At 34.0% G+C, this 23,169-nt stretch carries 17 protein-coding genes; 6 read left to right on the top strand and 11 right to left on the bottom strand.

Translation table 11 applies throughout. From position 1 onward, the window contains the following. The first annotated feature begins 245 nt into the window (after positions 1-245). Together CJF42_RS01320 and CJF42_RS01325 are read left to right on the top strand one after the other, a co-directional pair. The gene (locus tag CJF42_RS01320) at positions 246-3,902 is read left to right on the top strand and encodes a collagenase (protein ID WP_095364933.1); all 3,657 of its coding nucleotides are present in this window, start codon (positions 246-248) and stop codon (positions 3,900-3,902) included. 155 nt (positions 3,903-4,057) lie between these two features. Then, a complete protein-coding gene (locus CJF42_RS01325; RefSeq protein ID WP_095364934.1) occupies positions 4,058-4,594 on the top strand; it encodes a thioesterase family protein in 537 nt (178 codons plus the stop codon). Between the two features lie 427 nt (positions 4,595-5,021). Here the strand turns inward: CJF42_RS01325 and CJF42_RS01330 are convergent, their stop codons facing one another. The 7 genes from CJF42_RS01330 to CJF42_RS01360 all read right to left on the bottom strand — a co-directional run bounded on the left by CJF42_RS01330 (position 5,022) and on the right by CJF42_RS01360 (position 13,533). Continuing rightward, complete coding sequence (locus CJF42_RS01330; RefSeq protein WP_095364935.1) at positions 5,022-5,438, bottom strand: type 2 periplasmic-binding domain-containing protein; 417 nt, start codon at positions 5,436-5,438, stop codon at positions 5,022-5,024. Between the two features lie 9 nt (positions 5,439-5,447). Next, positions 5,448-6,623 (bottom strand): porin, encoded by a 1,176-nt coding sequence (locus tag CJF42_RS01335; protein ID WP_095364936.1) that lies wholly within the window; start codon positions 6,621-6,623, stop codon positions 5,448-5,450. A gap of 100 nt (positions 6,624-6,723) precedes the next feature. Beyond that, positions 6,724-7,011 (bottom strand): VF530 family protein, encoded by a 288-nt coding sequence (locus CJF42_RS01340; RefSeq protein ID WP_095364937.1) that lies wholly within the window; start codon positions 7,009-7,011, stop codon positions 6,724-6,726. Positions 7,012-7,123: 112 nt separating this feature from the next. Beyond that, a complete protein-coding gene (locus tag CJF42_RS01345; RefSeq protein WP_095364938.1) occupies positions 7,124-8,074 on the bottom strand; it encodes a sterol desaturase family protein in 951 nt (316 codons plus the stop codon). A gap of 128 nt (positions 8,075-8,202) precedes the next feature. After that, positions 8,203-10,398, bottom strand: coding sequence for a TonB-dependent receptor family protein (locus CJF42_RS01350; protein ID WP_095364939.1), 2,196 nt, complete (start codon positions 10,396-10,398; stop codon positions 8,203-8,205). Between the two features lie 16 nt (positions 10,399-10,414). Further along, complete coding sequence (locus CJF42_RS01355) at positions 10,415-11,680, bottom strand: imelysin family protein (protein WP_095364940.1); 1,266 nt, start codon at positions 11,678-11,680, stop codon at positions 10,415-10,417. 80 nt (positions 11,681-11,760) lie between these two features. Continuing rightward, a complete protein-coding gene (locus CJF42_RS01360; protein WP_095364941.1) occupies positions 11,761-13,533 on the bottom strand; it encodes a DUF4856 domain-containing protein in 1,773 nt (590 codons plus the stop codon). 279 nt (positions 13,534-13,812) lie between these two features. Between CJF42_RS01360 and CJF42_RS01365 the strand changes: the two genes are divergently transcribed. Further along, a complete protein-coding gene (locus CJF42_RS01365; protein WP_095364942.1) occupies positions 13,813-14,046 on the top strand; it encodes a TIGR02647 family protein in 234 nt (77 codons plus the stop codon). Positions 14,047-14,222: 176 nt separating this feature from the next. Here CJF42_RS01365 and maiA read toward each other — a convergent pair whose 3' ends face one another. Beyond that, positions 14,223-14,864 carry a maleylacetoacetate isomerase gene (maiA, locus tag CJF42_RS01370; RefSeq protein ID WP_095364943.1) on the bottom strand — a complete coding sequence of 214 codons (642 nt, stop codon included), beginning with the start codon at positions 14,862-14,864 and terminating at the stop codon, positions 14,223-14,225. After that, positions 14,864-16,192: a homogentisate 1,2-dioxygenase gene (hmgA, locus tag CJF42_RS01375; protein WP_095364944.1), complete on the bottom strand. Its 1,329-nt coding sequence runs from the start codon at positions 16,190-16,192 to the stop codon at positions 14,864-14,866. Before hmgA ends, maiA begins: the two co-directional genes overlap by 1 nt. Positions 16,193-16,278: 86 nt before the next feature. On the opposite strand from hmgA, the gene CJF42_RS01380 reads away from it, so the two are divergent. Further along, the gene (locus CJF42_RS01380; RefSeq protein ID WP_095364945.1) at positions 16,279-16,761 is read left to right on the top strand and encodes a MarR family winged helix-turn-helix transcriptional regulator; all 483 of its coding nucleotides are present in this window, start codon (positions 16,279-16,281) and stop codon (positions 16,759-16,761) included. A gap of 146 nt (positions 16,762-16,907) precedes the next feature. On the opposite strand, the gene CJF42_RS01385 is transcribed toward CJF42_RS01380, so the two are convergent. Continuing rightward, a complete protein-coding gene (locus CJF42_RS01385) occupies positions 16,908-20,180 on the bottom strand; it encodes a TonB-dependent receptor (RefSeq protein WP_095364946.1) in 3,273 nt (1,090 codons plus the stop codon). A 64-nt stretch (positions 20,181-20,244) separates the two neighbouring features. Continuing rightward, entirely contained in the window at positions 20,245-21,102 is an 858-nt protein-coding gene (locus tag CJF42_RS01390) for a S1/P1 nuclease (RefSeq protein ID WP_252097497.1), read from the bottom strand. Between the two features lie 287 nt (positions 21,103-21,389). Here CJF42_RS01390 and CJF42_RS01395 point away from each other — a divergent pair, with 287 nt between their 5' ends. Then, entirely contained in the window at positions 21,390-22,202 is an 813-nt protein-coding gene (locus CJF42_RS01395) for a type 2 periplasmic-binding domain-containing protein (protein ID WP_141235457.1), read from the top strand. A 1-nt stretch (position 22,203) separates the two neighbouring features. Beyond that, positions 22,204-23,133: a hypothetical protein gene (locus CJF42_RS01400; protein ID WP_095364948.1), complete on the top strand. Its 930-nt coding sequence runs from the start codon at positions 22,204-22,206 to the stop codon at positions 23,131-23,133. Positions 23,134-23,169 lie beyond the last annotated feature (36 nt).

The raw sequence follows: 23,169 nt of genomic DNA on the forward strand, positions 1-23,169 counted from the left end.
TCTACACATTACGATCATATTCATCATTAACATTTCTATTTAATTATTTCTGTAATCCTCTGTTTTTATTATATTATTTAATAATAACGCACCTACCTGTTAATATACAACATTAACAAATGCTCCTAAATTGATGCGGAAGATTTAGACACCTATTACAAGCGATTATATCGTTTGTGTTCAATGAAAGAGCCCTCTTTTTTCAGGGTTAGTGCCCTGTTATATGAGCAATAAAGTGAATTAATATGAAAATAACTACAAAAAAAACATTATTAGCAAGCGCTGTTCTATTTTCGTTAAATATGGGAGTTGCTCAAGCAGCTCAATTATGTGGCACTAAAACATTAGAGCGCCAAGGTGAAGTACCTGTAAACCAAATGCATTGCATTACAGACTACGGTCATTATCTTTTTATCAATGTCCCGTATGAAAATAGCCAAGTAACTATTACAACATCAGGTGGCACATTTTCTGGTAGTGATGCTGATATTATTTTATTCGATGGTGATGACTGGAGTGGTAATGAAGAACAATCAAGTAAAACATCAGGTACTAACGACGAAAACCTTTCATTTACCTCAAGATCTGGTAATCGTTACTTTAGAATATCTGGCAATATAGAACAGACGAGTTTAATGGTTACTGTTACAGGTGGTGACGTACCACCACCTATGGGTGATTACATTGTTTTTGATACAAATATACAAGTTTCACTTCCATCACCTGTTATTGTTTCAAAAGCTGGATATGGCAGTACAATTCCAACTATTTTAGCTGCAAGTTATAGTGATTTTGAAAAAATCGCAAGCGCAAGTGTGGATCCTATTAAAGATGTATCCGAAGCTTTACATTACTTAGCGAGTACCAATGACTTAACGGATCCTGATTTAAATCAGATTTTATATTTTTTAGGTTCATATAAATATTACGCAGCAGATATGACCGACGTAGAAGCTTCTGATTTAAGCATTGCATTACAAGCTGTAGCAAAAATGACTGATTTTTTGGGTCCTGATGGTACCGTAATTCAGGAAGGTTATGCTAAAGCTTTAAATAATTTTGAACGTAAATCAGGCGCTGTATATTTCAAAGATCATCTTCCACATTTATTAGCTATTATTCAAACGCATTCATTAATAACAAACCCATTTTCAATTAGTAATGCCGGTGATTCAACGATGGCTTTATTAGGAGCCATTGGTTCTGCTGCATATTATGGTGATGCCAGTGTAAAATCTGTCATAAATAAAAATATGTTAGATGTATTATCAGTATTACGCTCTTTTGCGTTTTTAGGAGAAACATCATTAGATATGCGTTGGTCAACCGAAGCTGATCGAAAATGGATTTTACCACATACTATGATTGCGCTTGGTAAGGTGTCTAGTATTGCAAATAATGAAGCTAAAGCACGTTTTGATAGCACTGTACTTGAAGTTTACGATAAAGTTATTAAAGATATTTCAGTAGAAACAACACAAAAAATCATTACAAAAAATTATTTAAAATCAGCTGGACGCTTATGTCAATCAACAGATCCTTTATTTGGAAGTTGCGTTGTACCACCAAAAGAAGAAGATATATTAACAGTATCACATAAATGTACTGATAAAATTACAATTAGAGCACAGAGCAGTATTAGTCAAGCTACATTAGATCAATCTTGTGCTGACATGGCCTTACAAGAAACAGAGTTTCACGCGTTTTTTAATACTAGCGGCACACCAGTAACTGGAGATAAGAACGATACAATTGAAGTCATTGCATTTGCAAGCCCAGCAGACTATGAAAAATATGCGTCTGAGTTTTTTGGTATTAGTACAGATAATGGTGGTATGTATTTAGAAGGCACGCCAGAATCAGATACAAACCAAGCTAGATTTATTGCAATGCAATGTCCAGATGATTGGGTTGGAGGCTCATGTCAATATATAGACCAAATTTATAATCTTCGTCATGAATTTGTGCATTACTTAGATGGCAGATATGTCAAAGCAGGCTCATATGGCTCATTTAATTACAATGTATCTTGGTCTGAAGGTATGGCCGAATATATGGCTAATGGTAATGATCATCCCAGAACTTTAAACACATTAAAAGGTAAAACGATTCCGCCTTTATATAACTTGTTATTTATGGCCTACGGTTATGATGATTTATATCCTTGGAGCTATTTTGCGATGCGTTATCTTGCCGAAGTACATCCTACCGAGGTTGAAAACTTAACAGCAGCATTGCAAGTTGGCGATAATGCGGCTTATATTGAAGTTATAAAAAGTGTTGCTGCTCGTACTGAAAATGGTTTTGAAGCATTTGTTACTGCCAATTCTGAAGCTATCGTACCTCAAAGTGCTCAAATTCCGTCTGCTGATACAATCGGAAGTTGTGCATTAGTGCAACAATACGTTCGTCCAGTAGATGCTAATACCACTAACTTTACCTTTACTAATACAACAAATACGCCAGTGTCATTATTTTGGTTAGACTATAATAAAGGCACACCTAACTTTGGTAAAAACTATAAAACCTTGAATCAAGGGGATACATATACTTCTACAAGTTGGAAGGTATCAGACCGCTTGGTGTTAACTGATAACAATATGAATTGTTTAGGTGTAGCAGTAATGGCTGAAAATAATAACTCATTTACTATTGAGGCTGATTTAGTTAAAGATGTTATTCCGGAGGTAATACCTTCTCAAGATGAGCTAGGTAGTTGTACATTAGTGCAACCACATATGATTTTAGATAAATCACATGCATTTACTATTACAAATACTAGCGACAAATTAGTTAGGCTGTTTAGAGTAGACAACGCAACTGGAAAACCTAAATATAAAAGTGCTGCAACAGGGTTTGATCATGGTTATGGCACGTTAGCTCAAGGTGAAAGTTATACATCTGATATATGGTACGGTGATCGTCGCTTTATGGTGACAGATACACGATTGAACTGTTTAAGTGTTGGAGTACTTAATAATACAAGTGCAAGCTTTACTATTGACGATTTAATTGTGGCTAATGCAGCTGAGCCTGAGGTTATTCCTGTAGCGAATACAATAGGCAGCTGTGATTTAATGGAAAAGCATTTAATTGGTCCATTTGAAGCTGATTTCTCATTTACAAATACAAGTGATACGCCAGTACGAATATATCGTGTTGATAATGAAACGGGTGTATTAAGTGAAAGTTTTGGCTATACAACGCTACAGCAAGGTGAAACATATGATAGTGCTAATACTTGGAAATGGTTTGGTAAGCGTCGTGCTGCCATAACAGATACATCTGGGCAATGTTTAGGTGTAGCTGTCATGACAGAAAAAGATACGATTAATACTTATGAAATTACTGATGAGCTAACTGGTGGTACAAAACCTGTTGATACTGATGGTGATGGGGTGATTGATTCACAAGATGCTTTCCCAAATGATCCTAATGAATGGTTAGATACAGACGGTGATGGTTATGGCGATAATTCAGATGCTTTTCCAATGGATGCTACAGAATGGTTAGATACTGACGGTGATGGTATGGGAGACAATTCAGACCCATACCCTGAAGATCCAAATAATACAGCGCCTCATTGTGGTGCAACTACAATTAGCTATGGTCAGTTAAATTCGGGAGTCACACAATGTATTTCAGGTGGTAGAAGTTCATTTTATGTTTGGGTTGATAGCGATAATACACAATTAACTGTATCAACATCTGGTGGTGATGGTGATGTAGACATCCACTTTAATGCAGATACCTGGGCTACTGCTGCAAATGCACAAGCAGAATCTTCAACAGCAGGTAATAACGAAAGCTTTACTGTGAACGTTAATAAAGGTTGGCGCTATATTGATGCGAGTACTTCCACAAATTATTCGGGTGTAAGCATCGCAGTTAAAATGAATTAACCCCTGATATAACAATTGTAGAAATGCAGTTGGAGTATAGCAAACGGACCTTTAGGTCCGTTTTTTCATATAAAGTATAAGTTAGAATTAATTAGAGTTACTATTCTAGTGAAGTAATGGCTATAATTATATTTCATTATTTAAGGTCTATTTTCATGAATTTATATTTTCGTTTGTTTTATATTTTATTATTTAAAGTTAAAAAATTGAGTTACCGAATAGGTTTACTTGGTGAAGGCTCTATTTCATTTCGCGCATTACCAAGTGATTGTGATATTAACTTTCACCTTAATAACTCCCGATACTTAGCTATGATGGATCTTGCAAGAACTTGGCTTATGGCTGAGATGGGGTTATTGCACTTATTTATTAAAGATAAATGGATGCCAATAATGAACGCATGTTCTATTACTTATATTAGAGAAGTAAAACCATTTCAAAAATTTGATATCAAAACTAAAATGATTGGTTGGGATGATAAATATTATTATATCGAACAAAAATTTGAATCTGAAAATACCTTACATGCTATTGCATACGTACGTGGTGTGTTTATTCATAAAGGGAAACGCATAGAAATAGATGAATTATTAAAAGTCGCTAAGTTTGATGGGCAGGACCCCGAGCTTCCAGAGACGGTCATTCATTGGAAAATGCTATTAGATGCAAAGAAAAAACATCATAGTAAATAAAGCTTCGCTTTGTCATAGCCTATAGCTGTTAGTGGAAATAAAATTCAGCTCAAATTATAACCTTTTTCGTTTAATAAATGCTTTTCTATTAACGTATAAAAGATATGATGTAAGGGGTACCTATCGTGAGCAGTTAAATCTATGAAGCGATCTATAAACATAGGATGGTCAGTATTTAACTGAATCAAAGAAGGGGTTCATAACTCTGTATCAGCGTATAATTTATAAATATCCAGTATGCTTTCTAAGCGCACTTCAAACTTGACTCATTCAACCTTGAGACTTTTTTGTAGGAGTATCAATATATTTAAGGCTACACTTGCTCTATCCGTTTTAGCTTTTAAAGCCGTATTTAGTTTATATATTCTAAATCGTTTAAAATAATTACTATTCAGCCGACATACCTTTTATGACTTAATTATTAAGTTTAAAAAGTCTTCAAAACCTTAACCTTAACCTTATCGGTTAATACATTAGATTCAACATAACCAATTATATTTGGGTTAGATGAAACTAAATCTAATACCGCAGCGTTATTTTCGACGCTTTTAGGTGGTGAGCCTTTTCCTGTAAATACTAACTTAGACCAATAAGCCTTTATTTGACTAGATGATTTTCTTAATGCTTTTGAATTGAATTGAGCTGTTGCACTACTTGCCTCAATTTGATTCAAAGGTATTGCAATTGAGCCATCAGGAAATTTTTTTGATTTGCCTAAAAATAACCGAGATATTGAAGAGGCATCCATCGCGTTACTGTTTGAAGGATGAACAATTACTGTAATATCGGCAAAAGTAAAGTGACTACAGCAAATTAATGGAAGAAAACACAGTTTAAGTTTCATTATATCCCCCTAAAAAACAAGATCGATAGCAACAGAAAAATTACCTGAGCTCGCAGGATTGTCAAAGCTCCCTAAACTTCCTATATCTACAATATCGTCATAGCGATTATATTCAAATTTTAGCGCAGCATTAGCATGAAAATCATATTTTATACCTATAGTATAGGCGTTATATTCAAACATTTGACCATCTAAGGCACTTTGTAAAAAAATATTTAAGGGTGGTTGCGCTGGGTGTATTTGAGTTGGTAACAAAGTATCAGATATGGCTGCGATTTTTCTCTTGGTTTCAGTCGTTTGGTAAGTAACATAAGGCATTATTTCGTCAAATCGATAAGCAATACTTGTATACCATTGTTCGGTGTCGAGTGTTAAACTTTCTTCAATTGAGATAGCTGACCATTCAGTATTAAATAACCAATTACCATAATCAATTGTAAATCCTAATCCAAGAAAATCCCCGTAATCAGAATCTAAACTTATTTTAGTACCATTACCTGGTGATACAGATTCTGTAATTTGTGCAACAGTTTCAATACTAGAAGTAGGGATCAAAACATCTGTTCCAAAATAAGCTACATAAGCACTAAACCAGTCTTTACTCACTTGAATATTGATACCATAAATATCTTTTAGTTTGCCTTCGGTTGGATTAGTTGTTTTAAAGAATGTATCTTCTAGATTACCATAAACTATATTTGATGAAATATCCCAATCACTTAAAGAAAAGTTACTTAATAAGCTTAGCCCTTCATAGGTACTAAAGGTAAGACTATACATAGCACGAGGTGGACGTATCCAAGGATAAGCATAACCAACATCTAAATAATCTGAGTATTTATAAAAAGGTAACCTTAATTTTCCAGCACGAATTGTGTGAGAATCATTTAATTCATAACTTAGATATGCCCACTCAAATACTGTATCAAAGTCATTTGAACCTCTTGCAATCATTTGTGCGGTTGCACTAAGTCCTTGTGATAAGTCGGTACTGATTTGTAACGCAAATTTACTTTCAGCTTTAAAACTAATTTCATCGGTATAAGGTGAGTTAATAAAGCTTTTATTATCGGTATCTTGGCCAGCAACAATAGATGCAAAGCCATTAATTCGAATTTCAGATATTGCATCAGAAGAAAAAATAATTGATATGATTATCAGCATAACTCTGGGAAGTAGTTTCATTAAAGCGTTCTCCAGTGATATAAAGTCACTTACAAGACTAGTTAATGAAACAATATTTCGCTAATATTTATACCGACTAATTAATTTAAGTTTTATGCTGTTATTTTGTCGGCCAAGAAAAGTCAGCTGATTGTTTATTACATTTTATACTGTTTTTTATATTATTGTTATCAAAATCTAAATTGATATAAAGCTGTTCGACTTGCGTTCTTGCCCATGGTGTTTTTCGTAAAAATTTTAAACTGGATTTAATACTAGGATCGTTGGTAAAACATTTAATTTTAACTTGTTCCCCCATTTCTTCCCAGCCTATTTGTTCTTCTAATTTAAGTAATATTGTTTCTAACGTTATGCCGTGTAGCGGGTTATTAACTTGTTTTTTCGTCATTTGGGATATTTCTTTATTTAATATAATATGATTATAACAAATAAGGATTTTACTCTTAACTTAAATTATAAATTTTATTCAATTCATTGCGCAGCTGTATTTTTACACAAGTCTATTTTTTAAATTTTAAAGACTTTATAGCCATATAAAATGGCTTTAAATAAATCGCTACTATACTATTATGTCCCGCATCGTATTGACCAGCACCAAAAGTAATTTTACCGACTTGAGAAGCTTTTAAATAAGTACCAAATAATCGATCCCAAATAGCTAGTGCAGCGCCCAAATTTCTATCAAAATGTTTAGGGTTATCACTATGATGTATTTGGTGTTGTGCTGGACTAATAAATACTGATTCTATTTTATCGCCCCAACTTAACCACACATGTGAATGACGTAAATTTGAACCAAAAAAATTAAAGATAAATACAAATAAATTTGCTCCTAATACATCATACATGCTTAATGTCGCACCAAATAAATAATAACCAGCACCCACTACTGAGCCTTGTACTATTGCCATTCTACAGGCATATAAATAACTCTCTATTGGATGTGAGCGATATATTGTGAAAGGAGTCAGTACTTTAGCTGAATGATGAACTTTATGAAATTCCCATAAGAAAGGGATTTTATGTAAAATCCAATGTAAGAAAAATCGCGTAAAGTCATCAACTAAAAACAGAGCGGTTGTAAAAATGGTGACAATTTTCCAATGCGCTAAAATAAAGGGTTCAAAAGTACCTAAACTTGTTTCTAGTAAATTTGATAAAGCTAATGCAATCGGCACCATAGTTAAAACAATAGGTCCAAATAGCAACGTTTTTAAAACTTTGTTTAAAATCCAAAGCTTATAATCTTGTTTTGCACTTTCATGCAACCACACATCTTTGGGAAATAAAAATTTAAGAAATTCAGGTAAGGTTTTAACTTTACTCACTTTAATAAAAACAGGAATGGATAATACAACCCCGGAAATTAAATAGATTACAAATATACGTTTATTGGCATCAGTAAAATACAAAGGTAATTCTAATAAACTTTTTGATAAAAAATCTAACACAACACTTCTCAGTTTTTATTGTTAAGCAAGAGCCTATAAACTCTCTCATAATTTAGAGCAATTGACATATATAAAAGACAGCCAAAGCTGCCTTTTTAATAGATATATTAAGAATTTTGAATTAAAGATTAAAATTGATATTTATAACCAATAGACATTAACCTTGGCTTGCCAGGTCTTACACCATAGGGTTTATGGCTTACGATTGTGGCTTCGTCAGTCAGATTATCAACTTTACCATAAATGCGGCCATAATCACCAAGTTCATAACTAGCTGAAATGTCAAAGATGGCTGATTCATCTGTTCGTAAAACGTTTATATCATCACGTTCACCCGCACTTGAAAGCATTTCACCAACATACCTAACAGATAAATTAAACTGCCAATTATTTGCATCTAAACCAATATTTAAAGTTGTCTGGTGTTCTGCTAAATCAGGTATCTCATATCCAGGAAGTACATGACCCCACGGTTCATACTCTGATACAAATTCTTCCTTAAATTCACTTTGTGTATAAGTATATACGAGACTTAAAGGCACATCTATATGTGAATTAATAGAATAGCTCTGTTGTAATTGAGCTTCTAAGCCATATACTGTCGCTCTACCACCGTCATATTCCTGATCATCATTACAGCCAGTTGATTGTGAACAACTCGCTTTTAGGTTGTCATAATCGTTAAAAAAGCTTACAAGCTCTAATTTAGTATTATCTTTATTATAACGACCACCAAATTCATAGTTTATACTTTTTTCTACTTCAACTTCAGGTCCCTGTTTTGGGCTACTAGGTGAGAAACCTTGGTAAACCCCAGCTAGAAGACCTGAGTTTTCAGATAGTTTATAAAAACCACTAAGACCGGGTAATAATATACTGGTCGTTTTATCTTGCCAATCATCGGTTTTAACTTTGTCGTTATAATGCATATCCATATATTCACTACGTAAACCAGCGGATACAGTTAAGTTATCAATTGTTATGCTATCTTCTAAATAAATTGACAATGCTTTTGTTGATTCTATATTTTGAGTAGCATCATACGCAGGTTGAATGGTTTTTAATGCAGAGCCATCTTTCATTTCATATATTTCTTCAAAGTGGCTTCGGTCTATTTCATCTTCATGAAGACGGACACCCACAGAAATATCGTGTTGTAAATCAAACAGCTTAACAGTGAAATCAGCGTTAACTTGTATACCTTGTGAAACATAAGATCTATCATTAGTTCCCATGATTAGATTTAAATTCGTCTCTCCAATTCCTCGGTTAGAGTCTATTTGACCGGATATTACTTGATATTGAGCTATATTGTTTTCGTTTTTTGGGTTTTCCAATATTTCAGACAGGCTGGCCGTGGTATTTGTTAAGCCGTTAAGTTTACGCCAGGCTCTTTCATAATCATTACGATAAAGTCTGGTGGTAACATTTAAATTATCCGAGTTTAAATTATGTGTAAACATAATTTGCGTATGTTTTGTATCCATTTTAGCAGGTTGCGTTGCTGCGTATCTGCGGTAGGGGTTCGTATTAAAATCATCTTCCGTTAACCCAAGATAAGTTTCATTTGAAACTTCATCAGCATATGATAATTTTAACTCAATAATTTGATCATATTTCTTACCATCAATTAAATAATTAACTTTTGCTAAAAAATCATTTTTTTCAAAACCTGTATTACCACCACCGTCTAGGTCTTTAAAGCCATCGGCTTCTATATGTACAGCCTCAAATAAAGTACCGATATTATCATGGGTTTCACCAAAGTATGCATGTGCTTTGGCATAACCTTCTGTGCCAAGAGATAAGTCTAATCCACCTTCGTTGTGAGTTGGAATTGATCTCGTAACTAAATTTAAAGTACCAGCAACAGTTTGCGGCCCATGTTTTATAGCAGATGGTCCCTTGAAAACTTCAACCGCGGTCATACGTGTCGTTACAGGGAAATAATAAGCAGCTGGTGCAGAGTAGGGCGCAGGGCCAATTAAAACACCATCTTCTAGAATGGTTATCTTTTTACTTCGCTCAGGTGTTACACCACGAAAGCCGATATTTGGTCTTAAACCAAAGCCATCTTCTTCACGGATATTAACACCTGGAACAGATGCTAATATCCGATGGATATCATCATATTCATGTTTTTCAAGCTCAAGTTCTGTTAATAAAGTAGCTGAACCTGATTCTGTTCTTAATTTATCCCCATGACTTAAAATCTGCATATGCTCAATAGATTTATTGTTTACGTCATCGGTTGTATCTTCTGCAATAGCAACAATAGGATTAAATAAGATTGCAATAGATAATGCTAATAATGTTTTTTTCATTTTTGGATACCTTTGATTAATCGTTGTCGCCAGCTGAAGACTTTGGCAGCTCTAAAGCGAGTTTATTGATAAAATCATTTTTAAGTTGATCCGTAATATCCTTTACCTTAGCGTGTGCATGTTCTACTTTTTGATTTTCAGAAATTAATGCTGTTTTTAAATCTGTTTCAATTTGTGCTGCTGCATTTTTGGCATCATTAATGCCTTGGATCATAATATCTTTAGTTTCAGTACCGCCTTCTTTAACTAAAAAATCATCAAAACCCGTTTGTGCTGTTTCACCTTGTAAATTACCTAAAAACAACTTCTCAAATGCTACTAAGTTGGCTTTAATATTTCCTAATGAAAAACCTGAATCGTATGACTCAACATCTTCGGCACAGGTTTCAAAACCACAAGAGTTGGCAAATTTACCTAATGGAATGCCTAATTTTTTATCCTTTACGACAGAATCGGTATAAAACATGGCATCAGATATCAGGTTTACTACTGTGTGTGTAGATTCAAAGCTATTATCTGGCTGACCCGCATTTTTCAATTCATTTGCATAGCCATTTTCACCAGTCCATTTAGTTAATAACTCTTGCGAGCTATCAACTAAATCTTGTGATACTTCTTTAGCAAATTGACAACGTGCTACTTTTCTTTTTTGAACACTACGGCTATTCCAATCACTTAAGGCATCATTGGCAGTACTACATGCATGGTTATAGTCAGTATTAAATAGTAATCTTTGTACTGTGAATAAACCACGGCGAGTTGATGTTCTAGATTTTATATCATATGGCTTATTTGGGTCTAAGTTAACAATACCGTCTTCAAAATAAGCAACATCTTGATCTATCCCACAATAACTTATCGCAGGCCAAGAATAAATTCGGTTTCTTAACTCACTTTCATTTTCAATTAAAGGCCCCATTTGCATTACTTCAGCTTGTTGCCAAATTGCTATGGTATCTTGCCAATTTTGCTGCGCTATTAACATTGAAGCGGCGACTGGAGCAGGATCATCAATATCTGGCGTGAAGTTTTGTTCTAAAGTACAGTAATCTGTAACGGCAGCTAATTGATTTTTTGATTGTTCTGAAAATGCGTTAAAAGTTGGAGTGATTACTTGATCAACTAGGTTATTGATTAATTTTGATTCATCAAAATCATTACCTTGATCAGGTCTGTCGAACCCAGGCCCTGATTTACTTGATGTGCTCTCACCACAAGCAGATAAAAGCAATACTGTGCTAATCGCTAGGCAAAGAGTATTTAAGCGTATATTTCTAGCCATTATTATTCCTAAGTTTATATACAACAAAAGGTTAGTGCTTATTAAAACACTAACCTTTTACTAAAAAATATTACTTAAAACTACCAATTAGTAACATTTTCAGCATCAAAGTCATAAGCATCTTGAATTAACTGACGCGCTTCCAATAAACTTGTTTTATAAGCTTCAATGTCAGCTTGAACTATCACTGGTTTTTCACCAAATAATTGATGAATTTTAGCAAAGTTTTCTTCAGTGACTGGAGAAAAAGGGCTAAATTGGAAGTTTAACGCAAATCCTTTCATTTCAGCCCAATGCTTTGTAAATGCTGCGAATTGGCTTGCGGAATAACTCCCTGTAGCAATATCATCAATATCACCACTATCATCGTTGATCACATCGTTAATATAATGAACGACAGTGGCTGCAATTGCTTTTTCCCAATTTGCTACTGCCATATCTCTTTGAGCCTCAACAGCTGCAACTTGTTCTTCACTGAGTGCATTTGGTACAGCATCGTTAATAATTTTACGACCTGCTATAAAAGCATTCATTGCAGAAGCAGAGAAATCTGTCGGATTCACATTAGATTTGGTACCACGGTCACGCTTTGCAGCATTTGCTGAATTACCAAATATAAACTCAGAATTTAAATCTATTAATGCATCGTCATCGCTATCGTGCTTCCCTTGATAATCATCACGTCCACCTTTACCTGCAATTTCATCATCTGAATATTCTAAGTAATCACGTGTTGCACCAAAGTAACCAAAGCCTTCATCGAATTGATGTTCTAATGAAGTATAAGGTTTAGTATCTTTATCTTGTTTTGTATTATCTGCTAAAAGTCCGTCTTCAAGGTAATCATCTGTACCTTGAGAAAACATCACAGCACCTAAAACGTGCTTTTGTACCAACTGTTGTAAATCGATACCTTCAGGTGTTACAAATAGTTTTGTAATTGTATTACCTGCTGGATCTTCAATAACTTCACCATCATTATGTTTTTGAACCTGAGCTACTAGCATTGAAAACATATGCTTCACTAAACCTTCAGGGGTTTTAGCTTCAGTGCCGAAATCATTCCAACCAACAAATGTGCCTTCAACTAGCCAATCTTTAGTTTGCTTACTGCCATCGTTACCAGCGATTTTACCAGATAAAGATTTACCTGAGGAAGAGATGTCAGCAAATGTTTTCTGCTTGTAATTTGTTGGATCGACAAATGTGAATTCATTTTCAGCTATGGCTTCATAATCAGCAAACAAAGCATTTAAATGGCTTTCTACTTGAGTGGCAGTAATGGTATTCGCATCAACATTTTCAACAGTTAATGTGCCAATATATTTTTTAATTTCGTTTAATAAGCTTTGACGTGCAATCTGACCACTATAACTAACTGATGAACCATCTAGAAATTTTGAATCAAACTCATAAAGGTTAACACCTTTTTCAGCTGCTACATCTTCAATTGTTAATGTCAGATCTGCCGAAGTAGAAAGCGCGCCATCCGATACTGTAACTGTAACAGTAACAGTAACTGAATCTGAATCTGAATCACTTACTTCTTGCTCGAAATTAAGAGCAAAGTTATCTTTTAATTTTAATTTGCCATCAACAATCTCAAAACGACTATCTTCAACAGAATAAGTAAGCGCGGTTGTTGAATCATCAGTTGCAGCTAATGTACCAATAACAAAACCTGTTGCATCATCGTTAATTACAGATGCATCGATTGTAGGAGCACTTGGTGCTACATTTACAGGAGGCTCAACGACTGGATCTTTTTTATCGCTAGAACCACCACAAGCTGTAAGGCCCAAAGTACCAGCTAAAATAGCTGTTGCCAAAATAGATTTACGCATATTAAACATAGATAACCCTTGATTCTATTGAAGTATTAATTTTTTATGGGTATATTATATTATGCATCAATGATAATCAATATCATTTGTAATAAATTTAACATTTTTAATAATAATGTGATTTATATCAAGATTTGAGTTTAGTTTATATTACACATTTCAACACATAAAAAAATAACTTTTGTGTAATATGATGGTTTAAATCAATTTTGTGTAATTAATACTTTAAATTAAGACAACAACAGGTTATGTTTTAGTAGACAATAAAAATAGTTAAGGTGTGAATATATGCAATTTAGTCAACATATGTGTGAAGAACTTGATTTAATTTTAAAGTTTCCAATGGATAGTATGATGCAAGGCCTTAAAGTTCATCAAGATGCAGAGCCTGCACTGGTTGAAGCAGCAAAACGTTTATTTGAAAAAGGAATTATTGATCAAAAAGATGGTGGGTATTTAACAGATTTAGGCCTAGAATTAGCTGAGCATGCGCAAACATTACAATCGGCATTAAAATCATAGATCTACTTCGTAGCGTAATTTAAGACTCTATATAAGTTTAGTTACAGTGATCTTCTAAGAACTATTTTAGTCGTAAAAGTTATAAAAATGCCAGATGAACTTTATCTGGCATTTTTTATTGATATGTAAGCTTTTAATCACGAAGTCGCATTAATAAACATGCGTAGCTGGGCTATTTAGTTAGCATCTATTTGATTTTCGGGTGCAGCATCAATAAACGCTTGCATTGTATTACACTTCTCATAAACAGCTGCTATCTTTGGATATGCAGTCATGTCTACTTTAAATCTTATGGCGTTAAATACTTGAGGTACTAAATTAATATCTGCAAGAGTAGGAGACTCTCCGCAACAGAATTTTCCAGTATATAAACTTGACTGCTCAAGCATAGTTTCAATTTTATTAAAACCAACTTCAACCCAATGTTTATACCATGTCGTTTTTTGCTCATCAGTGACTTTTAGCTCACCTGATAAGTATTTTAATACACGTAGATTATCAATTGGATGAATATCACAGGCAATTGCGTAGCTGAAGTTACGGATCTGTGCTTGATTCCAGTGATCACCTGGTAAAATAGCTATATCAGGATATTCAGCTTCTAACCATTCTAATATTGCAAGAGACTGACCAATATTGCCTTTTTCAGTTGCAAGCGCGGGCAATAATCCTTGAGGATTTACTGCTAAATAATCTTGGCCATTTTGTGCTGAGTTCAATAAATTAACGGGTACTAGCTCATGTTTCAAACCTTTTAAGTTTAGTGCAATACGTACTCTATACGCAGCTGACGATCTAAAATAGGTATATAATTTCATTATTTTGGCTCCGAAGTAGGGGCTTGGTAATACTTTTTAATTTCACGCCAGCAATCTTGATAATGTGGCTGACGAGTTTCACCTTGCAATGCAAATTTAGTGGGTGAAATAATATATTTTGATTCAAACATAAAAGCTAATGTATTTTCATACCTTTGTGGCTGCAACTGTGCATTTGATGCTTTTTCAAAAACTTCAGCTTCGGGTCCATGAGGCGACATACAATTATGTAAACTTGCACCGCCAGGCACAAAGCCATGCTCTTTAGCATCGTATACCCCTTCGATTAACCCCATAAACTCACTCATAATATTTCTATGATAATAAGGCGGTCTAAAGGTATTTTCTGCTACCATCCAACGCGGTGGAAATACCACAAAATCAATATTTGCAACACCAGGTGTACCAGATGGTGATGTTAATACTGTAAATATTGAAGGATCAGGATGGTCAAAGCTTACAGTGTTTATTACATTAAAGCGTGATAAATCGTACTTATATGGGCTTGCATTGCCTGTCCAAGCAACAACATCTAATGGTGAATGTTTAATATCACAGCGGAACATATTGCCATTAAATTTAGTGATAAGCTCAAAATCACCTTCTTTATCTTCAAAAGCGGCCACCGGATATTGGAAATCTCGGTCATTAGCGTATCCGTTTGCACCTACTGGGCCACGTTCTGCTAATTCATAAGCATTACCATAATTTTCACAAATGTAACCGCGTGCACTCTCTGTGAGTAATTCAACGTTAAATTTAATACCACGCGGGACCACTGCAATTTCGCCAGATTTTATTGCTAATTTACCACACTCTGTATGCAGAATAATCTCACCATCTTGCGGTACAAATAACAATTCGCCATCTGCGTTACAAAAGTAACGACCATCCATAGATGTATTTGCAACATAAATATGAATACCGATACCGGTTTGTGCATTGACACTACCGTTCGCAGCCATAGTAATAAGGCCATCTATAAAATCTGTTTTCTCAGCTGGAATTGCAATTGGGTCCCAGCGAAGCATATCTGGTGGTGTTGGTATCTCAGTAATAGGAGCGCTTCTGATCAAAGCATTGTCTATCGGTTCGTAATTACCTTGAACAACGGATGGACGAATTCTATAAAACCAGTTTCTGTGATTATGAGAACGTGGCGCAGTAAAGGCGGTAATATTAAATTGTTCTGCATAAAGCGCATATTTTATTTGTTGTGGACTAAACTGACCAACAGGTAGTGCACCGTCAAGTGCTTCAGTTTCAAATTCATTGCCAAAACCAGTCATATATTGCAGGTTTTGCGTATCTTTTTTTGTTAAAGTCATGATTTTAAGCTCGACGTTTAGAAATAAGCTTTATAAAAATACTCTCATGTGAGAGTATTTTCAATCATTATATTTGAGAACATCATATGACAGCAGAAAAAGCAATTAAATTAGATGCATTTTTACCATACCGAATCGCCAATTTATCAAATAATATTAGTGAAGCCTTTTCTTCTGTTTATACACTTGACTATGGAATAAGCATTGCCCAATGGCGAATTTTAGTGAATTTATTCGAAAATGAATGTGTTACAGCCAAAGAACTTGGCCTGCTTGCTTCTATGGATAAATCAACAGTATCTCGTGCAATTCAAATTATGTTAAATAAGGGTTATTTAGAAAAACGAGTGAACAAAGATGACAAACGAGCATATTTCGTTAAACTGACAGAGCAAGGAAAAACTTTGTATTTTGCAATCGCGCCAAAAGCATTAGCATGGGAAGCGCAATTAAAATCATGCATGACTGAATCTGAATTTGAAACATTTATGTCTGTTTTAGAAAAATTAGATGAAAAGCTACTAAACATCCATAGAGAAATCACCAGCCATTCGAAGTCATTAAACTAGTGTAAATTAGCTATCTTTTAAATGATTTTATTATGATAAATTTACTTTACAGCTTGTGTTTATTTATATTTTCAACAAAAAAACAGCCCTCAAAGAGAGCTGCTTTTATTATTAATGTCTCTAGGGAAAGACAATATTAATAAAGTCTAAAACTTATAGCTTACACCTATCTTAGCTTGCCACGCTGAAGATTTATCAATAGTAGAGTAATTACGTACATCGGCACCTTCAAAGCGGTCATCTAGTTTGTATCTACCGTCGTCATCTAATCCTTTAAAGCCATATAAAGCCTGATTAGGGTAAATCATACGTTTTTCAACACCCCAATCGCTGTTTAACATATTAGCGAAGTTTTCAACCATGAAATAAACTTGACCTGAATGACCTTCAGTAAAACCTGGAATATCTTGCTTAATACTGATATCCATCGTAGTTACCCAAGGCTGAGATGCGGTATTTCTATCTTGAATACCAGTACCAGAGATACCCGCTCTATCAATAAGTGTTTTAAGTTCATCATAAGAAATATCTGATTCTTTCCAATTTACATTTGGATCATCAGCATCCGTTGGGATATAAGCTAAGTAAGCAGAATTTTTATAAAAATCATCTGTATCACCTAAGTCTCCGTTTTTAAACATGCCCATTACCCAACTAAATGGGCGACCTGAACGACGTTCAAAGAACATGTCAAAACGCGTTGCGTAACCAGAGAAGAACTCTGTTGAATAACTTAGGTTAAGTTTAAATGTATGCTCAACTTCATAATGACCATTTGCAACCATATCTTGATTACGATTTTTAATTACATTATGCTTGTAATTACTTTGTGCGCGTGATGAAGAGCCTGCTTGATTTTCTTCAATATCTTGATGTGCATAACTCATCGTCATGCTAACACCGTTTTCCCAGCGTTTAGCAAGGGCTGTTGAGAAAACAATTGAGCGGCCATCATCTTCAGCATTGGTCATCATAATATCAAAGTTCTGAGATTTATCACCAGAGTAGATAGTTTCATTGATAACACGTTCACCATCTGCAGCTAGACCTACAGGTTTAATGGAGGTATTTAACCAAACAGCTTCATTTTCTTTTTTATGGTACATCAAATCGGATGTCCATTTAAAACCATCACCTAAACCAGGGATTTCAAGATCATATTCAAAACCTATCTGTGCACGCCAGCTTGAAGGTAGCTCAAAATTAGGATCGGTATAATTAGTACTACCTGCACCTGATTGTAGTGAATCTTTAATTTCTTGTGGTACTGTGAAATTTGGATCAACTAAATTGTCAGAGTAATAATCAGCAATACTGCCCTCTGGTGCTGATACTAGAGTAATACCATCATTCGTGAATGGATTGTTATACCAAACATTGGGAATACCACCTTGGAAGCGACCGAGTCCACCATTTATCACTAAATCATCAGTTGCATAATATTTAAAACCGATACGTGGTAAAATAATATCTATACCGTCAAGATTCTCTTGGTTAGTCATTCCGTTATATGTTTCTTTGAAGTTCGTATTTAGTGTTGGTGTATCATCAGCTGAAAGACGTTCGTAACGGATGCCTGCAGTAATTTCTAAATCATCAGTAGCATAAAAAGTATCTTCAACATACAAAGAGAACTGACTACGTGTTACATCATATTCTGTGTCAACAGGATTGTTTGTATAAGCATTATCATAAGAGAAATCGTATTTTGTAATGTCAGTATATTTATTGTAATAACTTCCAATTTCACGATTTTCAAAATCATTTATACTATCAAATTCCCATGACCCCATAGAGTTTTGCGCGAATAGATTATATAAATTTAAGTTTTCGTATTGTGCACCAAACTTAATCTCATGATCATCCATTAAATAGGTTGCATCAAAAGAAAGAGTAAAGTTTTTAGTCTGTGATTTATTGGCATGACGGTAAACATCTGTACCAAATTGATAAGAAGGTCCTCGATAGTATTCTTCTATTTTTACACTACCTATATTAGAATTTGTTGAACTATCAGATGATACATCTTTGTAGCTTATTCCAATTTCAGTTGAGAAATCATCAGACCAATCGGAATAAATCTTAGTTGCAAAATTGTCAAATTTTGTTTCGTAAGTATAACGAGATGAAGCTAGCATGACACTGCCAGCACCGCCAGTACCAAAATTACGCTCGTCTTGGTCATCTTGCCATTGGTATGTGAAATCTAAACGATGAGCATCGCTAATATTCCAACTTAATTTAGCTAATAAAGTTTTATTAGTATCCTTTGGATCGCCGCCTAAAGAATCATTTAAACCATAAACGTCATTCATTATGCTTAAAACACGGTCAAAATTTTCTTGAGAAACTTTTTCGTATTCATGTACAGAATTACTACCTTCAAAGCCGTAATCCATTTCTTGTTCATTTGTCCAATCACTATAGTTTAAGAAGTAAAATAGTTGATCTTCAATTAATGGACCACCAACATTGAAACCGTAACGTGTTTCTGTTGTATTAGGTTTAATTTGGTGAGTTTCGTATGTTCTATGGCCATCTTGATCTAATATTGGATCGCCTTTTTTGTGAATGCGGTTGCCTTCAGCATCTTTAATATCTTCTAAATATTTTAGTTGTTGCTGTTTATCATAATCGCCAGCCATATCAGGGTTTGATTGTTCAAAGAAACCTGAAAATTTAAACTCATTTGCACCTGATTTAGTTACAGCATTAATAGTACCGCCACCAAAGTTTCCTTTTTTAGCAGAGAAAGGGGATACATCTACAGATACTTGTTCAATTGAATCTAATGCAACAGGAGGTTGTTCAGTTGGGTAGCCGCCATAGTTTAATCCGAAATCATCATTTTGACCGATACCATCAACTGTTAAACTGTTAGAACGAGGGTTACCCCCTGCAATAATCATTTCACCTGAACCGTTTAAACTTACTAATGGGTTCAAACGTGCAATATCTTTAATATCACGATTAAAACTTGGCGTATTTTGGATTGCAGCTTCACCAAATACACTACTTGAACCACCAACATCTTGTAAAATACGCGTACCTGAAACTTCAATTGTTTCCATTTTCTTAGATTCAAGTTGCGCGTTGACGCGTTGAGTTTGACCTAGCGAAAGGTAAATATTTTCTAACATATCATCAGAAAAAATATCGGAATCGATGACCACAGTATATGGACCACCAACACGTAGGCCTTTCGCAACAAAGACACCATTTTCGTTAGTTGTTAATTCTTTTGAAGTACCTGATGGTTGATGAACTACCGTAATTTTTACATTACTTGCGGCTTCACCTTGTGGTGTCAAAATTTTACCACGCATAGCAGAAGAAGTTTCTGCTGCCATTGCGCTGGTCGATAAACCTAACGCAAAAACCAATGCGCCTGTGATCTTCGAAAGTTGATAAGTTTTCATTTAGTCGTTTCCCGTGTAACAATTATTTGAAAGTTAATATACTTTTACTGCTAATTACTTATTGCTATTTTTTAGTAACTGCTAATGCATCTACTAATGGTATTGCTGATTTATCAAATATGTCATTTAATAAGCCCGCTAATCTAATGCCACCTTGTGTTAAACGTTTTTTCACAACAGGTGTTTGTTCGTATACATAGTTATATCTATAATTAGCATCACCTACGTCATATAGCTTTTGGGCAATATGAAAAGACTCTAAAATCCAGTCTTTAGGTTGGCTGTTAAGGTACTTTGAAATTATTCTTTGATCTTTTGTATCAATGAAATGAGTAAACTCAGTAAAAGATAAGTTTTGATTATCAACTAGCAAACCATCCCATAAAGAATGTAAATTACTGTGTTTACCAAAAAATTTGATCTTAATGCGATTTCCACCACGATCTTCGCTTCTCCCTACATGCATAGGCTGATGAATATCGCCAACAACATGAACTAAAAACTTGAAATAGAATTGTTTATCTTTTAAAGAAGAAGAGGGGTTTTTTAGCATTGAGGTTGCTTTTAAGATTAGTGCGTATGCATCTGTTACTTTGCCTGATTCGGCTGTTATTCGATAAGAAGAAGGTTTGAAATCGGATGCTTTGTTTATATTAACATAATGCCAACGAACTGATTCTTTTTGCCAAAATTTTTCAGGGTTTGAGCGCATCTCGTCTGGCCATGTAGATACTTCGGCTAATTTTTCACCTGCTAATAAAGGTTGAATTGCTTTTAAAGTTGTTTCAGTGAGATGATTTTCTGCAATTTTAGCAACGATTCTATGACCATTTTGACTCCATGCATGCGTATAAGTAGAAATTGTTGATAGCAATATTGCGTAAATGCCGATAATAAATTTAATTGTTAACTGTTTTTTCACTTAACCACCCAATTGCAAAAAATTAAAATTAGCTTTGTTTTGATGACTTATTTTCTCGTTTTTAAAGTCAAATAGAAAGGAGTTAACAACATTCATCATTTCTTGTTAACAAACTCATAAAAACAATAACTTACAATTAATCAGTAAAATTACTTGTTGCAATAAGTAATTAAACTTGTTCAAATGTATCATGTCTAAAACAAGTGAAGTGAAGTAAAGTGTTAACGTATCAAGCATTTTTTGGCAAAAGAGTAATTGTTACATTTTTGTGTACAGTATTTGTTGCCATGTTCTACTTAGGAAATACAAGTTTGAAAAGGGTGGATGAGTCAATCCCTGTTTTTCTTGAGATATCTAAAACATGTAAAACCAAAGGTAAAGCTTTTGATAATAATTTAATTATTTATGTTCCTTCTGAAGCCGTTGCAAAACAAGTTTCAAACAAACTATGTAAAGATAATGTTGTAGCTAAACAATATGGCAATGTAATTGTACATTGGGGTTATAAATTAGGAGATTCAGTGGAGTTTTTAGGTAAAGGTGTTGCTGATCTGATCCTTGCAAAAGAAAATATTATGCAAGCATTTATGGCTGAGTCTACCTATAACTATCAAGCTGTTTTGGGCTATTCTAACTACACAGCTTTTTTTATTTCACTGAAAGATAAACCAAAACTTAATAAATTATATTTTTTAGATAAAAAAATTGGTTTATTGGATTACCCAACAAGTCGTTCAGGCCATATATTACCAAAATCATTATTTAAAAATTTAAAAATAAATATAGATAATTTAGATATTACTTATGCTAACTCACATGAAGGATTAAGAGAGCTATTAGCTAGTGGTAAGGTTGATTTAATTGCATCATATTGGAAGCAAGGTGACGAAGAGCAGTTTTCAAAAAATTATATTATGCCCATAAGTGATCCAATAAGTGGCAGTAAGTGGTACTTAAAAATGGATGTTGAAAATACCGATTTATTATGTGCAGTTCAAAAAAAATTACTTGAGTTAGCACAAGAAAATGAAGCAACATATTTTAACCATGTTAAATTATTTAAATCGTGTCAAAATATTATGTCAAAAAAGGCACTCTAAAATGCTTAAATATCATAAATTTTTAATATCATTTGGATTGTTTTGGTTTTTATTTCAATTGCCATTTTCATTCGGTGTTTATTTAAAGCATCAAGATAATCTAAATCAATCAATTAATCATATACAAACCAGATTAGCACTGGATTTACCTCGCTTAAGTTTGCCTGATAAATCTCTTAATAATGTAGGTAATGAGGCTTCAGTTAAAAAGTACATTGAAAATTTTAATTTTCAATTAACTAAAATGGAATTTAGCTCACAAATAAACTCAATTCAAAATATTTCGGTTAAAAACAATATAACAGATACTTATATTGAACGTACTTTGCTTACTCTTGGCGGATCAATTAGTATAAAAATAGCAATTAAAACACTTCCTTTGAGTAACTATTTCAGTGTAATGCCAATAATTTTAGCAATATTGTTTTTATATTTATCTTTAGATCACATTATAATATGGCAAAATCGAAATAGGCAATTACCTTTATTGTTAGATGAGCCTCAACCAATACTGATTATAAACCTCAAAGAAAAGGTTATTAGCAATAGTAAAACACAGTCAGCAATACCGCTGGCAAATAAACCTTTATGTTTTTATGTCGCACTAACAGAGTTTTGCACCACCAATAAAGAGGTTATTTTAAATCAAAATAAAGATTTACCAATAGAGTTAACTGACTTGGCAAACAAGTATTTCCTTCGTTTAATTGAACTAGGTCACACAGTTCGTAAAAGACCCAACTTTAGTAATAGTTTAGAAAAAACACTCAGTGAGATCAGGGCAGCATTAGATGAAGCCTTTACTGACATGCCAGAAATAAAGAAAATATATTATCCGCCAAAAGCGCATGGTGAAGGCTCAAGATCTAAATTACACCATTACGGGTTAAATTTAATTGAAAGTAAACATATAGATATTATAGGAAAATAAACAATAGCGTATTGTTCGGTATCAAAAGTAAACCTT

The organism is Pseudoalteromonas sp. NBT06-2 (genome assembly GCF_002276045.1).
Lineage (GTDB): Bacteria > Pseudomonadota > Gammaproteobacteria > Enterobacterales > Alteromonadaceae > Pseudoalteromonas.

What these genes read in the sequence shown, in the direction of transcription:
- CJF42_RS01320 (WP_095364933.1), top strand. Translation starts at nt 246, where the DNA reads ATGAAAATAACTACAAAAAAAACATTATTAGCAAGCGCTGTTCTATTT.
- CJF42_RS01325 (WP_095364934.1), top strand. Translation starts at nt 4,058, where the DNA reads ATGAATTTATATTTTCGTTTGTTTTATATTTTATTATTTAAAGTTAAA.
- CJF42_RS01330 (WP_095364935.1), bottom strand. Translation starts at nt 5,438, where the DNA reads ATGAAACTTAAACTGTGTTTTCTTCCATTAATTTGCTGTAGTCACTTT.
- CJF42_RS01335 (WP_095364936.1), bottom strand. Translation starts at nt 6,623, where the DNA reads ATGAAACTACTTCCCAGAGTTATGCTGATAATCATATCAATTATTTTT.
- CJF42_RS01340 (WP_095364937.1), bottom strand. Translation starts at nt 7,011, where the DNA reads ATGACGAAAAAACAAGTTAATAACCCGCTACACGGCATAACGTTAGAA.
- CJF42_RS01350 (WP_095364939.1), bottom strand. Translation starts at nt 10,398, where the DNA reads ATGAAAAAAACATTATTAGCATTATCTATTGCAATCTTATTTAATCCT.
- CJF42_RS01355 (WP_095364940.1), bottom strand. Translation starts at nt 11,680, where the DNA reads ATGGCTAGAAATATACGCTTAAATACTCTTTGCCTAGCGATTAGCACA.
- CJF42_RS01360 (WP_095364941.1), bottom strand. Translation starts at nt 13,533, where the DNA reads ATGTTTAATATGCGTAAATCTATTTTGGCAACAGCTATTTTAGCTGGT.
- CJF42_RS01365 (WP_095364942.1), top strand. Translation starts at nt 13,813, where the DNA reads ATGCAATTTAGTCAACATATGTGTGAAGAACTTGATTTAATTTTAAAG.
- maiA (WP_095364943.1), bottom strand. Translation starts at nt 14,864, where the DNA reads ATGAAATTATATACCTATTTTAGATCGTCAGCTGCGTATAGAGTACGT.
- hmgA (WP_095364944.1), bottom strand. Translation starts at nt 16,192, where the DNA reads ATGACTTTAACAAAAAAAGATACGCAAAACCTGCAATATATGACTGGT.
- CJF42_RS01380 (WP_095364945.1), top strand. Translation starts at nt 16,279, where the DNA reads ATGACAGCAGAAAAAGCAATTAAATTAGATGCATTTTTACCATACCGA.
- CJF42_RS01385 (WP_095364946.1), bottom strand. Translation starts at nt 20,180, where the DNA reads ATGAAAACTTATCAACTTTCGAAGATCACAGGCGCATTGGTTTTTGCG.
- CJF42_RS01395 (WP_141235457.1), top strand. Translation starts at nt 21,390, where the DNA reads ATGTTCTACTTAGGAAATACAAGTTTGAAAAGGGTGGATGAGTCAATC.
- CJF42_RS01400 (WP_095364948.1), top strand. Translation starts at nt 22,204, where the DNA reads ATGCTTAAATATCATAAATTTTTAATATCATTTGGATTGTTTTGGTTT.